This is a genomic window from Rathayibacter sp. AY2B9 (assembly GCF_002931595.1).
Taxonomy (GTDB): Bacteria; Actinomycetota; Actinomycetes; order Actinomycetales; family Microbacteriaceae; genus Rathayibacter.
In genome coordinates, this window is sequence record NZ_PSUB01000003.1 from 1 (window position 1) to 13,687 (window position 13,687).

Genomic DNA, 13,687 nt, shown 5'->3' on the forward strand with positions numbered 1-13,687 from the left:
GCTCCTTCATCAGCCGCACGTCCGCGGGCATCCGGTGGTAGTGGTCCACCGCGACCCCGAGCCTCTCGGAGCAGATCGCCCGCGTCGACCGGCTCGCCGTCCGCGACTGGCCCGCCGGCTTCCTCTGGGGATCCGCGACCGCCGCCGCCCAGATCGAGGGCGCCGGCCACGAGGGCGGCAAGGAGGACAGCATCTGGGACGCGTTCTCCCGCGTCCCCGGAGCGGTCGCGAAGGGCGACACCCCCGAGGTCGCGGTGGACCACTACCACCGGATGCCCGCGGACGTGCGGCTGATGAAGGAGCTGGGGCTCGGCTCCTACCGCTTCTCGGTCAGCTGGGCGCGCGTCAAGCCGGGCGACCGCGCGGTGAACCCCGAGGGCCTCGACTTCTACTCCCGCCTGGTCGACGAGCTGCTCGGCGCCGGCGTGCTGCCGTGGCTCACCCTCTACCACTGGGACCTCCCGCAGGCCGTCGAGGAGACCGGCGGCTGGGCGAACCGCGACACCGCCGAGCGCTTCCGGGACTACGCCGAGGCCGTCTACGAGAGCCTCGGCGACCGGGTGCAGCACTGGACGACGTTCAACGAGCCGTTCTGCTCGACCCTGCTCTCCTACGGCGCGGGCGTGCACGCCCCCGGCGTGATCTCGCAGCAGAAGGCCCTCGCCGCCGTGCACCACACGCACCTCGCCCACGGGCTGGCCGTCTCGACGCTCCGGCAGCTCGGAGCGCAGAACCTGGGCATCACGCTCAACCTCTCGAACGCCGTCCCCGACGACCCCGAGGACGAGGCCGACCTCGACGCCGCACGCCGCTTCGACGCGCTCCAGAACCGGATCTTCCTCGACCCGCTGCTGCGCGGCGAGTATCCCGAGGACCTGCTCGAGGACGTCGAAGGGCTCGGGCTCGACGAGCTGATCGTCGACGGCGACCTCGATCTCATCTCGCTCCCGCTCGACTTCCTCGGCGTGAACCACTACCACGACGACAACGTCTCGGCGCATCCGCTGCCGGCCGGAGCCGACGACTTCGCCCAGGCGACCGACCGCGAGGTCGGCTCCCCCTGGGTCGGCTCCGAGTTCATCACCTTCCCGTCGCGCGGTCTGCCGCGCACCGCGATGGACTGGGAGGTGAACCCCGACGGGCTGCGCTACCTGCTGACCCGCCTGGGCCTGGAGTACGAGAACCTCCCTCCGCTCTACGTGACCGAGAACGGCGCCGCCTACGACGACGTCGTCGAGGACGGCCGCGTGCACGACGCGGACCGCACGCAGTACGTGCTCGACCACGTCGAGAAGGTCGCCGACGCGATCGACCAGGGCGCCGACGTCCGCGGCTACTTCGTGTGGTCCCTCCTCGACAACTACGAGTGGGCCTGGGGCTACGAGAAGCGCTTCGGCGTCGTGCGCGTCGACTACGGCACGCAGGAGCGGATCGTGAAGGACTCGGGCCTGGTCTACTCCCGACTGCTCGGCGGCAGCGCCGCGGCGATCCTGGACTGACCCGTGAGCGAGCCGACGGGCGTCCGCGGCGGGGGCCGCTCCCCCACCCTCGAGATGGTCGCGGCGCGGGCCGGAGTCTCGCGCGCGACGGTCTCGCGGGTGGTCAACGGCGCCCCGCAGGTGGCGGCCGAGATCGTGGCCGCCGTCGAGAAGGCGATCGGCGAGCTCGACTACGTGCCCAATCACGCGGCGCGGATGCTCGCCTCGCGGCGCACGCAGTCGATCGCGCTGATCGTGCCGGAGTCGACCGCGCGCGTCTTCGCGGACCCGTTCTTCGCCTCGATCGTGCAGGGCGCCGCGATGCGCCTGGCCGACACGGACTACACGCTCTCGATGCTGATCGCGTCCGAGACGGACGGCGAGAAGACGCGGCGGTACCTGCTCGGCGGCAACGTCGACGGCGCGCTCGTGGTCTCGCACCACTCGGGCGACCACTCCTACGCGGCGCTCTCGGGCACGCTGCCGATCGTCTTCGGCGGCCGACCGCTCTCGCCCGACGAGCGCGGCTCCTACTTCGTCGACGTGGACAACACGGAAGGTGCCGCCGTCGCCACCGCGCACCTGATCGAGCGCGGCCGGCGCCGGATCGCGACCATCGCGGGCCCCGCCGACATGCCGCCGGGCGTCGACCGCCTGATCGGCTGGCGCGGCGCGCTCACCGACGCCGGCCTCGCCGACGACCTCGTCGAGTGGGGAGACTTCTCGCCGGCGAGCGGCACCGAGGCGATGCGCCGCCTCCTCGCCCGCGACCCCGACCTGGACGGCGTCTTCGCCGCGAACGACCAGATGGCGGTCGGCGCCTACGCCGCCCTCCGCGAGGCCGGCCGCCGGATCCCCGAGGACGTGTCCGTCGTGGGCTTCGACGACGATCTCTTCGCGCGGAACGCCGTCCCCGCGCTGACCACCGTTCGCCAGCTCCCCGACGAGCTCGGCGCCCGCATGGTGGAGCTGCTGACCGCCCGCATCGAGGGGCTCCCCGTGGAGCACCGCACGCTGATGCCGACGTCGCTCGTCGTCCGCGCCAGCAGCTGACCCCGGCCCGCGAGTACGCGGAAGTCGTCGCAGTCGACGCCGAGTGCGACTACTCCTGGACAGTCGGAGGGCTCCGCGTGCTCGATCGGATGCGGACCGGCGGGCGGATCCGGACGGTGGGGCGGACGCGGGCGGCGGGGCGGGGATGGACGAGCGGGTCGATCCGTCGACGGGGTGCGTCACGGTCGCCAGCCGTGGGCCACGAGAGCGGCACGGAGCTCGGCGATCGTGCGCGCCCTGCCCCGGGTCAGACCCTCCGCGCGGACGACCACGACGATCCAGCCCGCGAGGTGCAGGGCCAGGAGCCGTTCACGATCGCGTGAGAACTGCGCGTCGTCCGTCCGGTGCTGGCCGCCGTCGTACTCCGCCACCACCTTCCACCGTTCGAAGACCAGATCGCCGACCGCGAGCAGTCGGCCGCCGATCCTGATCTCGGCGTTCACGTCGGGCGCGGGCAGTCCCGCCTCCTCGACGAGAGCGCGGAGCCAGGTCTCCCTCCGCGAGGCGGCTCCGGTCGATGCCAGCCGCAGAGCCTCAGCCAGGCCGCGTCGGCCCCGGCCCCGATGGGAGGCCAGGCGGTCCTGCAGCTCGTGAAGCCGGACAGGGGGACGCGGATCGTCCCGGCGCGGGTAGCGCGGCTCGAACAGGAGGTGGTCCGTCGCCGCGAGGAGATCGCGGGCGGACAGCAGTGGCGCGAGCGCGATCCACGTCGACACCGCTCCTGTCACCGGCAGGCCGTGCCGCTCGACCCTGTCCGTCTCCGTGAGGGTGTGGCCGATCACACCCCGGGTCCTGGGGGGCCGGTGCGGCGTCGTCGCCGCCACGTGGATCGGATCGTCCTCGCCGGGTCGCGCCGGGAGCGGCACTCCCCAGGCTTCGGCCGCGGTCAGGTGGGAGAAGAGCTGCCAGGGCCGCAGCCGCGGCAGATAGGCGGCGGCTCGTTCCAGGTGCGTGACGGGCGCCACCCGGGTGCGCACTCCGTGGAAGGGGCTGGCCAGGGCGGGAGTGCGCAGCCGGGCGTCCGTCATCCCGGCGCGGAGTGCCGCTCGCCGGGTGAAGGCTCCGAGGTCGGTGCTGGACATGCCGCGATTCTGGCGGTCCGTGATCCTCGTCCGTCTCCCGCGATCCGCATTCTGTGGACGAACCCCTGATCCCGTATCTGGGGAGGCGTGCCTCCCACCACGACTGTCCAGGAGTTGTCGCAGTCGGCGTCGAGTGCGACAACTCCTGGACAGTCGGAGCGATCGATGTCGAGTGCGACACCTTCTGGACAGTGGGAGCGACCGACCTCGACTGCGACGACTCCTGGACAGTGGGAGCCGGGCAGTCGCAGGAGTCGCGGGGGTGGCGACCGAGGACGGCGACGTCTGAGGAGTCGAGAGGGCCCGCGTCAGAGGAAGAGCGGCGCCGGGTCGAGGGCGGCGAAGCGGCGGCGCATGACGGCGACCGCGTCGGCGTGCTCGTCGACGAGGACGAAGCGGCGGCCGAGAGCGTGCGCGACGGCGCCGGTCGTGCCGGAGCCGGCGAAGAAGTCGAGGACGGCGTCGCCCTCGCGGCTGGACGCCTGCACGATGCGGCGGAGGATCCCCTCCGGCTTCTGCGTCGGGTACCCGGTCTTCTCGCGGCCGGTCGGCGAGACGATCGTGTGCCACCACACGTCGGTCGGCCGCTTGCCGCGCTCGGCCTTCTCGGGGGTCACGAGGCCCGGGGCCATGTACGGCTCGCGGTCCACGGCGGCGGAGTCGAAGTGGTAGCCGCGCGGGTCCTTCACGTAGACGAGGATCGTGTCGTGCTTGGTCGGCCAGCGGCGCGTGGCCTTCGCTCCGTAGTCGTAGGCCCAGATGATCTCGTTGAGGAAGCACTCGCGGCCGAAGAGCGCGTCGAGCAGCACCTTCGCGTAGTGCGCCTCGCGGTAGTCGAGGTGGAGGTAGAGGGTGCCGTCGTCGGCGAGGAGCCGCCACGCCTCGGCCAGACGCGGCTCGAGGAACGACCAGTAGTCGTCGAAGCGGTCGTCGTAGCGGAGCAGGTCGCCGCGGATCCGCTCGTAGCTGCGCCCCTTGAAGCCGGCGATCGTGCCGGTGGTGGAGCGCACCGAGGTGGTCGAGGTGCGCACCTGCGCCCGGCCCGTGTTGAACGGCGGGTCGAGGTAGACGACGGTGAAGGCCCCGTCGGCCAGCTGCGGCAGGACCTCGAGGTTGTCGGCGTGGAACACTGCGCTCCGCGACTCCGGGACGCCGTCCGCGATCTGGATCGTCCTGGGCACCCGGCAATTGTGCCAGTGCGCGCGAGCCCGGCGACACGCTCCGCGCCTCGCGCCCGCGCTCGACGGGTGCCGGGAGGCTCCGGCGTAGAGTGGCGCGATGATCTCCGAGGTGCGCCACGACGAGGACTCGTCCCGCTACACGCTCTGGCTCGACGGCGAGACCGTCGGAGTCGCGGACTACGCCGTCCGCGGCCGCGACGTGGTCTTCCTCCACACCGAGATCGCGCCCGAGCACCGCCACGAGGGCCTCGGCGAGACCCTCGTCGAGGCGGCCCTCGACGACGCGCACGAGCGCTTCGGCGGGCGCATCGTCCCGGCCTGCCCGTTCGTCGCCGAGTTCATCGCCGATCACCCGGACTACCAGGAGCTCCTCGCGAGCTGAGGGGCTCCCGCCGGTCCGGTCCGCCGCGTTCCACTCCGGGTCCATGAGCAGGCGACCGCCGCCCCGGACCCGCGGGTCAGGGGACGCGCCGCAGCCACTCCGGAGTCGAGTACTTCGTCCGCACCAGCTCCTCCGCCGCCGCGTACTCCTCCTCGGTCAGCGTCCCCGCCTCGCCGCCGTGCAGCTGCACGAAGGTCGCCTTCATCCGCTCGATGATCTCGGCGCGGCTGAGCCCGGTCTGGCTGCGCAGCGGGTCGACGCGCTTCACGGCGGAGGCGATGCCCTTGTCCGAGAGCTTCTCGCGGCCGATCCGCAGCACCTGCACCATCTTCTCGGCGTCGATGTCGTAGCTCATGGTCACGTGGTGGAGGACGGCGCCGGAGCCCAGGCGCTTCTGCGCGGCGCCGCCGATCTTGCCCGAGGGCGACGTGATGTCGTTGAGCGGCTGGTAGACCGCGTCGATCCCGAGCGACTGCAGCGCGCTGACGGCCCACTCGTCGAGGAAGGCGTAGGAGTCGGCGAAGGTCAGCCCCTGGACGAGGTCGCCGGGGACGTAGAGCGAGTACGTGACGACGCTGCCCGCCTCCATGAACATCGCGCCGCCGCCCGAGATGCGGCGGACCACGTCGACGCCGTACTTCGCCGCGTTGTCGAGGTCGACCTCGTTGCGGAGCGACTGGAAGCTGCCGATGACGACGGCGGGCTGGTCCCACTCCCAGATCCGCAGCGTCGGCTCGCGACGGCCCTCGCCGACCGCGGCGGTCAGCACCTCGTCGAGCGCCAGGTGGGTCGCGGGAGGGACGGCCCGGTCGTGCACGATGCGCCAGTCGTAGTCGCGCCAGCTGGTCGCCTTCTGCAGCGAGCGGCGGATCGCGACCGCGACGGCCTCGGGCGTGAAGCCGAGCAGGACCGCGTCGGCCGGGAGCGCCTGCCGGATGGCGGCGGCGATGGACTTCGCGTCCGTCTCGGCCGGGAGGCCCACGACCGCGCGATCGATGTCGTCGAGGGCCGTGTCGGGCTCGAGGAAGAAGTCGCCCGCCAGGCGGAACCCGGCGAACCTCCCGTCGACCACGTCGAGGTCGACGACCACGAGCTTTCCGCCGGGGACCTTGTACTCGCCATGCATGACGCCAGCCTAGGCGCGAGCCGGGGCGGGGAAGCGCTCGCCCAGCCACTCCACGAGATCGGCCGTGACCTCGGCCCGGTTGAGCTCCTGGAACAGCTCGTGCCGCGCCTCCGGGTACACCCGCACCGAGACGTCCGTGTACCCGGCCCGCCGCCGGTAGGCCTGGGCGAGCGCGCGCACCGACCGCTCGCCGCCGAGGGTGTCGTCGGCGCCCACGACCAGCAGCAGGGGCAGCGGATGCTCGGGCCCGCGCTTCGGGCGGCCGACCAGCCGCAGGGTCTCGACCAGCCCGATCCGCTTCGCGAGCGGCGTGGTGAAGGTGAGGGGGTCGTCGTGGAACCGCTGCCAGACCTCCGGGTCGCGGGAGAGCCACTCGAGGCCGAGGCCGCCGGCGACGCGGTGCCGCTTCGCCAGGTCGCCCGCGTTCATGTGCCCGGGGAGGCGGTAGGCCGTGCCGCTCAGCACGAGCGCGGCATAGGCGCCGGAGTGGTGGTCGACGATCCGCTGCGCCATGAGCGACCCCCAGGAGTGGCCGAGAAGCACGATCGGCACTCCCGGGCTCTCCTCCGCGAGCAGCTCCGTCAGCCGGAGGATCGCCGCCTCGGTCGCGCGCAGGCCGCCCGGCCCCAGCAGTCCGAGCCGGGAGGAGTCGCCGCCGTGCTGCTCGAGGCCGGTCCGGCCGTGCCCGCGGTGGTCGTCCGCCGCGACCGCGTACCCGGCGGCGACCAGCGCCTCCGCCAGCTCGACGTAGCGCCCCGAGTGCTCGCCGACCCCGTGGGCCAGCTGCACGATCGCGCGGGGCGAGGGGTGCGGCCACCAGCGGTAGTGGATGACGACGCCGGAGGCGTCCTGGAAGGTCCTGTCGACAGCGGCGCCGGTCATGGTGACCAGTGTGGCGCTCCGGCCGCTGGGCGCGAGGGACGCGATGAGAACTGAGAAGATACTCACGATCCATCGGCGGGCGCCCTGCTCGTCACGGTGCCTCGCTACCTTTTCCCTTGACGAGCGACCCCCGCGACCGTCCCCCGACCCCCCTTCACGAGCGAGGCCAGCCCCTTCATGACCGTATCGCCCCTGATCTGGACCCTGACGATCGTCTTCATCGTCCTGCTCCTGCTCTTCGACTTCTTCTTCCACGTCCGGAAGGCCCACGAGCCCACGCTGAAGGAGTCGTCGATCTGGTCGGCGCTCTACGTCGGCATCGCCGTGCTCTTCGGGCTCGGCGTCCTCGTCTTCGGCGGAGCGACGCCCGGATCGGAGTACTTCGCGGGGTACATCACCGAGAAGGCCCTCTCGGTCGACAACCTGTTCGTCTTCCTCATCATCATGGCGAGCTTCAAGGTGCCCCGCGCCGACCAGCAGAAGGTGCTCCTCTTCGGAATCGTCTTCGCACTGATCGCCCGCACCGGCTTCATCTTCCTCGGCGCCGCACTGATCAACTCGTTCGCCTGGGTCTTCTACATCTTCGGCCTGATCCTGCTGCTGACCGCGTTCAACCTGGTCAAGCCGGGAGACGACCACTCCAGCGACAACGTGATGGTGCGCCTGGCCAAGCGGATCTTCAAGACGAGCGACCAGTACGACGGCGACAAGTTCTACACGCACATCGACGGCAAGAAGGTCCTCACGCCGATGATCCTCGTCATGGCGGCGATCGGCGGAACGGACATCCTGTTCGCCCTCGACAGCGTGCCGGCGATCTTCGGCCTCACCAGCGACGTGTACCTCGTCTTCACGGCGACCGCGTTCTCGCTGCTGGGCCTGCGCCAGCTGTACTTCCTCATCGACGGGCTGCTCGACCGCCTCGTCTACCTCAGCATCGGCCTCGCCGCGATCCTCGCCTTCATCGGCGTGAAGCTGATCCTGCACGCGCTCCACGAGAACAACCTGCCGTTCATCAACAACGGCGAGCACGTGGAGGTCTTCGAGATCGGCACCGGACTGTCGCTCTCGGTCATCATCGGCGTCCTCGTGATCACGGTGATCGCCTCCCTCGTCAGCCCCAAGGGCCGCCGCATGGCCGCCGAGGCCGCCGAGCGCCGCCGCGTGGCCGAGGCCGCGGGCGCGGACGTCGACGCGACGCACTGAGTCGTCTCGTGCGCCGCGAGGCGGCGCACCGCGGTCGGCTTCCCTAGGCGGTCGGTTTCCCGAGAGCGGGTCCCGACCGCCTAGAACGATCCGCTGACACGCGGATCGCTCGTTCGACGGGCCGTCTCGTGCGCCGCAGGGCGGCGCACCGCAGTCGGCTCCCACGGGCGGTCGGGTTCCCGAGAGCGGGTCCCGACCGCCTAGGAGGATCCGCTGACACGCGGATCCCCCGTTCGGCTCGACCGAGCACCGCACGCCGGTGCTCCGCAGTCAGCTCCCCTAGGCGCTCAGGTCCCCTGAGAGCGGGTCCCGACCGCCGAGAACGCCCCGCCGGCTCGAGCGCGGACTCCGCTCGCGGAGGGTCAGCGGGCGCGGTAGCGGTGCTCCGGACGGCCGGTGGTGCCGTAGCTGAGGGTCATCTCGACGAGGCCGCGGCCCGCGAGACCCGAGAGGTAGCGCTGGGCGGTGGCGCGCGAGATGCCGGCGCGCTCGGCCACCTCGAGGGCCGACAGCTCGGCGCCCGACTCGGCCAGGCGCGCCAGGACGAGCTGCTCGGTCGCCGAGCGCGAGGGCTGCGCGGCGGTCGCGTCGCCCGAGTGCAGGATGCGCAGCGCCCGCTCCACCGCCTCCTGATCGGCCGCGCGGTCCTCCCGCAGCACGTTCCGGAACCGCACGTACGCGTCGAGGCGCTCGCCGAGCAGGCGCGCCTCGAACGGCTTGATGAGGTACCCGAGCGCTCCCGCGTGCAGGGCGCGCCGCACCGTCGCCCCGTCGGAGGCGGCGCTCACGACGAACGCGTCGGTGTCGAGCTCGCGGAGCAGCGCGATCCCGCTCTGATCCGGCAGGTGCACGTCGAGCAGCAGCAGATCGGGCGCGTGCTCGGCGACGGCCGCCCGCGCCGCGCGCGCCGTGTGCACCGGAGGAAGGGCCGTCAGCCCCTGCCGCGCCTCGACCAGGTCCGCGTGCAGCTGGGCGACCCGGAAGTCGTCGTCCACCACCAGCACCGTGCGCTCCCGCGCCGTGTCCGCGCTCATGACCCGTCCCCGTCCTGCTCCGGCGGCAGCACCGCTCCGGGGAGGCGCGCGCACAGCACGGCCCCCGACTCCGCTCCGCCGGCGTCCGCCAGCCAGACCTCGCCGCCGCGCCGGGCGGCCACCTCACGGCACAGCGGCAGGCCGAAGCCCCGACCGTGCACGCGTCCGTCGTCCTCGACGGGGTCGCCCGCGCCGGCCCGGTCGAACAGCGAGTCCGGATCGAGCACTCCGTCGCCCGAGTCGGCGACCGTCACGAAGAGAGCGTCGCCGTCGTCGAGCAGCTCGACCTCGACGAAGCGCACGTCGCGCCGCCCCTCGACCGCCGCGCGCACCGCGTTGTCCACCAGGTTCCCGACCACCGTCGCGACGTCCTCCGGCTCGACGACGGTGCCGCGCACCAGCGTCTCCTCGCCGAGCGTCAGCAGCACGCCGCGCTCGGCCGCCTCGATCCCCTTCGCCCCGACGAGCGCCTGGAGGTACGGCTCCTGCAGCCGGTCGGCGTGCTGCACCGGGTACTTGAGCGGGCCGCGGGTCAGCACCTCGTCGAGGTAGTCGCGCGCCGACGCGGTCCGCCCCGCATCCAGCAGGCCCGCGACCACGTGCAGGCGGTTGGCGAACTCGTGCCGCTGCACCCGGAGCGCGTTGGTCATCGCGCCGACCGCGTCGAGGCGCCGGCTCAGCGCGGCGAGGTCGGTGCGGTCGCGCAGCACCACCACCACGCCCAGGTCGCGGTCGCCGCGGGTCACCCGGCGGATGTCGACGTAGACGATGCGGGAACGGACGACGAAGCCCTCCTCGCCTCCGGGGCGGGGCGGTTCGACGGAGTGCAGCGCGGCCCCGATCGCGTCGGCCAGCGGAACGGGCAGGTCGAGCTCCGCGAGCGGCCGCCCGTGCAGAGCCCGCCCGGTCGGGTCGTCGGAGCCGAGGATCGCGGCGGCCCGCGCATTGCAGACGCCGACGCGCCCGTCGCGGTCGAGCGCGAGCACGCCCTCGTCTACCCCGTCGAGCACGGCGGCCTGGTCCTGCACGAGCGAGGTGAGCTCCTCCGGGGCGAGGCCGAGCGTCAGGCGCAGCAGGCGGCGGCGGATGAAGACGGAGGCGACGGCGGCGAGCACCAGCCCGGCGAGCGCCGCGGCGAGGACGCCGAGCAGCGCGGTCGGCAGGTCGGTGAAGACGCTGGAGCGCGCGAAGCCGATGCTGACCTCGCCGACGACCCGCTGCTCCCCCGCGGCGAAGACCGGGACCTTGGCCCGTGCCGACTCGCCGAGCGTGCCGGTGCCCCACGAGACGCTCTCGCGCCCGGCGAGCGCCTCGTCGGGGCTGGTCGAGACCCGCTCGCCGAGGCGGTCCTCGTCGGGGTGGGCGAGGCGGATGCCCTGGTCGTCGGTGATCACGACGAAGAGCGCGCCGGTGCGCTGCTCGACGGCGGCGGCGACGTCCTCGAGCGGTCCGCCGCGCAGCTCCGAGGCGGCGGGCGCGCCGGGCACGGCGGAGGACGCGGCGACCGCGTCGCGCACGTCGGGATCCTCGGCGACGGTGCGGGCGATGGCGAGCGCTGTCCCCTCCGCCTCGCCGCGCAGCTGCTGGACGCTGAGCGCGGTGACGAGCCCCGCGCAGACCAGCACGGCGGCCGACACCGTGGCGAGCTGCAGGACCAGGACGTGGGTCGCGAAGCGCATCGGGGCCTCCTCGCCGTCGTCGTGCGCAGAATGCGCAGAAGCCACACTATGCGCAGATGTCGCCGTAATGAGCGATACCCCGGCGCCGGACGCGGAGCTGCCTAGGGTTTCCACCATCTCCCGGCCGGCTCTCCCGCCGAGCGCGGGCGGAGGCACTGGACGAAGGAGTCAGCTGTGTTGGTAGTACTCGGTTTCACCATGATCCTGGCCTTCATGGCCCTGATCATGACCAAGCGGCTGACGCCGATGGTCGCCCTGATCGTCGTGCCGACGATCTTCGGCCTCTTCGCGGGCGCCGGCCTCGGCATCGGCGGCATGGTCCTCGAGGCGATCGGCAGCCTCGCGCCCACGGCCGCGCTGCTGATGTTCGCGATCATGTACTTCGGGATCATGATCGACGTCGGGCTCTTCGACCCGCTGATCCGCTTCATCGTCCGCGCGCTCGGCGACGACCCGGCGAAGGTCGTGCTCGGCACGGCGCTGCTCGCGGGTGCGGTCTCGCTCGACGGCGACGGCTCGACCACCTTCATCGTCACCACCGCCGCGATGCTCCCGATCTACCTGCGTCTGGGGATGAACCCGGTCGTGCTGACCTGCGTCGCGGGCCTGGCCAACGGCACGCTCAACATCGTCCCCTGGGGTGGACCGACGGTGCGCGCCGCCGCGGCCCTCCAGGTCTCGCCGAGCGAGATCTTCGTGCCGATGCTCCCGTCGCTCGCGGTGGGCCTGGCCGTCACTCTCGTCTTCGCCTGGTTCCTCGGGCTCGGCGAGCGCCGCCGCCTCGGCTCGCTCGCGCTGGCCGAGCCGATGCTCGAGCAGGAGCTCGTCGGCGCCGGCCGCGGCTCCTCCTCCCGCTCGGGCGGCGCCCGCACCGGCGGCCTCGCGGCCCTGACCGGGGGCATCCGCACCGTCGCCCGGGAGCGCTTCTCCTTCCTCCGCGGTCCCCAGGCCCTGCGCGGAGCCCAGGTGGCGGTCGCCGCCCGCGTGCAGGCCGACGACGCCGACACCGCGATGGCCGACACGATGCTCGACCCCGAGCGCGAGACGCTGCGCCCGAAGCTGATCTGGGTGAACCTGGTCCTGACCCTCGCGGTGATGACGCTGCTGGTCGCCGACATCCTGCCGCTGCCCTACGTGTTCATGGTCGGCTCCGCGGTCGCCCTCCTGATCAACTTCCCGAAGATGAAGGACCAGGCGGCCGAGATCGTCAAGCACGCGCCGAGCATCGTGGGCGTCGTGTCGATGGTGCTGGCGGCCGGTGTGCTGATCGGCGTCCTCAACGGCACCGGCATGGTCGACGCCATGGCGGAGTGGGTCGTCGCGGTGATCCCGCCGGCGCTCGGACCGTTCCTCGCCGTGATCACCGGCGTGCTCAGCATCCCGATGACCTTCTTCATGTCGAACGACGCGTTCTACTACGGCATCCTCCCCGTGCTCTCCGAGAGCGCGGCGAACTACGGCATCTCGCCGGTCGAGATGGCGCGCGCCTCGATCACCGGGCAGCCGGTGCACCTCCAGAGCCCGCTGGTCCCGGCGATCCTCCTGCTCGTCTCCCTCGCCGCGGTGAACCTCGGCGACCACCACCGCAAGGTGCTGTGGCGAGCGGTCGTCGTCTCGCTGGTCATGCTCGCCGTCGGCGTGCTGGTCGGCTCGATCCCCTTCGGCTGAGGCCGGCGGAGCGGAGCGCCGAGCGATCGGAACGAGGACGGGACCCCTTGCTGCGGCGGGGGTCCCGTCCTCGTTCCGCGGCTCGGTCCCGCAGCCCGCGCTAGCGCAGCAGCGGCGCCAGGTTCTCGGTCCAGACGTCGGAGCCGACCTTGAGGATGAGGGCGCCGACCACGACGAGGAACGCGACCCGGATGAAGCGGCTGCCACGAGCGACGGCCATCCGCGAGCCGAGGTACGCGCCCGCCACGTTGGCGGCGCCCATCAGGAGGCCCAGCAGCCAGATCACGTGCCCGCCCGGCACGAAGTAGAGCAGGGCGCCGAGGTTGGTCGCGACGTTGACGATCTTCGCCTTGGCGCTGGCGAGCAGGAAGTCGTAGCCCAGCGCGGTGATCAGGGCGATGATCAGGAAGGTGCCGGTGCCCGGTCCGATCAGGCCGTCGTAGAAGCCGATCAGGAGTCCCAGCACCGCCGCCGTGACGAGGTGGCGCCGGCCCGCGTGCTTGAGCACCGTGACGCTGCCCAGTGCCGGGCGGGCGATCGTCACGACGGCGACCACGATCAGCGCGACGACGATGATCGGCTTGAACACCGCGGCCGGGAGGAGGCCGGCGAGCGTCGCGCCTCCGTAGCTGCCCGCGAAGGCGACCGCCGCCATCGGCAGCGCGGTGCGCAGATCGGGCTTCGCGCGCCGGTAGTAGGTGATCGCGCTGGTGGTCGTGCCGAAGATCGAGGCCAGCTTGTTCGTGGCGAGCGCCTGCACGGGCGAGATCCCGGGGACGAGGAGCAGGGCGGGGAGCTGGAGGAGTCCGCCGCCGCCCACGACCGCGTCGATCCAGCCGGCCGCGAAGGCGGCGAGGATCATCAGCGCGAGGACGGGGAGTCCGAGATCCTCTGTGAAGGTCAGCATCGGTCGGAA

The 13,687-nt window shown here is 72.4% G+C and carries 12 protein-coding genes and 1 pseudogene; 5 read left to right on the top strand and 8 right to left on the bottom strand.

Annotated features, from left to right (window positions below; translation table 11 throughout):
* Window positions 1–193: pseudogene (locus C5C25_RS16765) on the bottom strand (hypothetical protein); the annotation flags it as partial.
* On the opposite strand from C5C25_RS16765, the gene C5C25_RS04255 reads away from it, so the two are divergent.
* Both C5C25_RS04255 and C5C25_RS04260 read left to right on the top strand, forming a co-directional pair.
* The gene (locus C5C25_RS04255; RefSeq protein ID WP_258069344.1) at window positions 153–1,499 is read left to right on the top strand and encodes a GH1 family beta-glucosidase; all 1,347 of its coding nucleotides are present in this window, start codon (window positions 153–155) and stop codon (window positions 1,497–1,499) included. The pseudogene C5C25_RS16765 and the gene C5C25_RS04255 overlap by 41 nt on opposite strands.
* Before the next feature lie 54 nt (window positions 1,500–1,553).
* Entirely contained in the window at window positions 1,554–2,531 is a 978-nt protein-coding gene (locus tag C5C25_RS04260; protein WP_104225165.1) for a LacI family DNA-binding transcriptional regulator, read from the top strand.
* A gap of 179 nt (window positions 2,532–2,710) precedes the next feature.
* Here C5C25_RS04260 and C5C25_RS04265 read toward each other — a convergent pair whose 3' ends face one another.
* Both C5C25_RS04265 and C5C25_RS04270 read right to left on the bottom strand, forming a co-directional pair.
* Window positions 2,711–3,613: a hypothetical protein gene (locus tag C5C25_RS04265; RefSeq protein WP_104249841.1), complete on the bottom strand. Its 903-nt coding sequence runs from the start codon at window positions 3,611–3,613 to the stop codon at window positions 2,711–2,713.
* A 308-nt stretch (window positions 3,614–3,921) separates the two neighbouring features.
* On the bottom strand, window positions 3,922–4,794 hold the full coding sequence (locus tag C5C25_RS04270; protein ID WP_104225160.1) for a site-specific DNA-methyltransferase: 873 nt from the start codon (window positions 4,792–4,794) through the stop codon (window positions 3,922–3,924).
* A gap of 97 nt (window positions 4,795–4,891) precedes the next feature.
* Here C5C25_RS04270 and C5C25_RS04275 point away from each other — a divergent pair, with 97 nt between their 5' ends.
* Window positions 4,892–5,176: a GNAT family N-acetyltransferase gene (locus tag C5C25_RS04275; RefSeq protein ID WP_104238619.1), complete on the top strand. Its 285-nt coding sequence runs from the start codon at window positions 4,892–4,894 to the stop codon at window positions 5,174–5,176.
* 76 nt (window positions 5,177–5,252) lie between these two features.
* Here the strand turns inward: C5C25_RS04275 and C5C25_RS04280 are convergent, their stop codons facing one another.
* Together C5C25_RS04280 and C5C25_RS04285 are read right to left on the bottom strand one after the other, a co-directional pair.
* The gene (locus tag C5C25_RS04280; protein ID WP_104225162.1) at window positions 5,253–6,302 is read right to left on the bottom strand and encodes a biotin/lipoate A/B protein ligase family protein; all 1,050 of its coding nucleotides are present in this window, start codon (window positions 6,300–6,302) and stop codon (window positions 5,253–5,255) included.
* A gap of 9 nt (window positions 6,303–6,311) precedes the next feature.
* Window positions 6,312–7,184, bottom strand: a complete 873-nt coding sequence (locus C5C25_RS04285; protein WP_104233159.1) for an alpha/beta fold hydrolase — start codon at window positions 7,182–7,184, stop codon at window positions 6,312–6,314.
* A 177-nt stretch (window positions 7,185–7,361) separates the two neighbouring features.
* On the opposite strand from C5C25_RS04285, the gene C5C25_RS04290 reads away from it, so the two are divergent.
* Window positions 7,362–8,390: a TerC family protein gene (locus tag C5C25_RS04290; protein ID WP_104223866.1), complete on the top strand. Its 1,029-nt coding sequence runs from the start codon at window positions 7,362–7,364 to the stop codon at window positions 8,388–8,390.
* Between the two features lie 362 nt (window positions 8,391–8,752).
* Here the strand turns inward: C5C25_RS04290 and C5C25_RS04295 are convergent, their stop codons facing one another.
* On the bottom strand, window positions 8,753–9,424 hold the full coding sequence (locus tag C5C25_RS04295) for a response regulator (RefSeq protein WP_104223865.1): 672 nt from the start codon (window positions 9,422–9,424) through the stop codon (window positions 8,753–8,755).
* On the bottom strand, window positions 9,421–11,103 hold the full coding sequence (locus C5C25_RS04300) for a sensor histidine kinase (protein WP_104249842.1): 1,683 nt from the start codon (window positions 11,101–11,103) through the stop codon (window positions 9,421–9,423). The genes C5C25_RS04295 and C5C25_RS04300 overlap by 4 nt, the downstream gene beginning before the upstream one ends.
* Before the next feature lie 198 nt (window positions 11,104–11,301).
* On the opposite strand from C5C25_RS04300, the gene C5C25_RS04305 reads away from it, so the two are divergent.
* On the top strand, window positions 11,302–12,771 hold the full coding sequence (locus C5C25_RS04305) for a CitMHS family transporter (RefSeq protein WP_104249843.1): 1,470 nt from the start codon (window positions 11,302–11,304) through the stop codon (window positions 12,769–12,771).
* Between the two features lie 100 nt (window positions 12,772–12,871).
* Here the strand turns inward: C5C25_RS04305 and C5C25_RS04310 are convergent, their stop codons facing one another.
* Window positions 12,872–13,678, bottom strand: a complete 807-nt coding sequence (locus C5C25_RS04310) for a TSUP family transporter (RefSeq protein WP_104249844.1) — start codon at window positions 13,676–13,678, stop codon at window positions 12,872–12,874.
* Between the last annotated feature and the right edge of the window lie 9 nt (window positions 13,679–13,687).

Bases quoted from the DNA above. Each gene is read 5' to 3' on its own strand.
- C5C25_RS04260 (WP_104225165.1), top strand. From the start codon at position 1,554: ATGGTCGCGGCGCGGGCCGGAGTCTCGCGCGCGACGGTCTCGCGGGTG.
- C5C25_RS04265 (WP_104249841.1), bottom strand. From the start codon at position 3,613: ATGTCCAGCACCGACCTCGGAGCCTTCACCCGGCGAGCGGCACTCCGC.
- C5C25_RS04275 (WP_104238619.1), top strand. From the start codon at position 4,892: ATGATCTCCGAGGTGCGCCACGACGAGGACTCGTCCCGCTACACGCTC.
- C5C25_RS04280 (WP_104225162.1), bottom strand. From the start codon at position 6,302: ATGCATGGCGAGTACAAGGTCCCCGGCGGAAAGCTCGTGGTCGTCGAC.
- C5C25_RS04285 (WP_104233159.1), bottom strand. From the start codon at position 7,184: ATGACCGGCGCCGCTGTCGACAGGACCTTCCAGGACGCCTCCGGCGTC.
- C5C25_RS04290 (WP_104223866.1), top strand. From the start codon at position 7,362: ATGACCGTATCGCCCCTGATCTGGACCCTGACGATCGTCTTCATCGTC.
- C5C25_RS04295 (WP_104223865.1), bottom strand. From the start codon at position 9,424: ATGAGCGCGGACACGGCGCGGGAGCGCACGGTGCTGGTGGTGGACGAC.
- C5C25_RS04300 (WP_104249842.1), bottom strand. From the start codon at position 11,103: ATGCGCTTCGCGACCCACGTCCTGGTCCTGCAGCTCGCCACGGTGTCG.
- C5C25_RS04305 (WP_104249843.1), top strand. From the start codon at position 11,302: ATGATCCTGGCCTTCATGGCCCTGATCATGACCAAGCGGCTGACGCCG.
- C5C25_RS04310 (WP_104249844.1), bottom strand. From the start codon at position 13,678: ATGCTGACCTTCACAGAGGATCTCGGACTCCCCGTCCTCGCGCTGATG.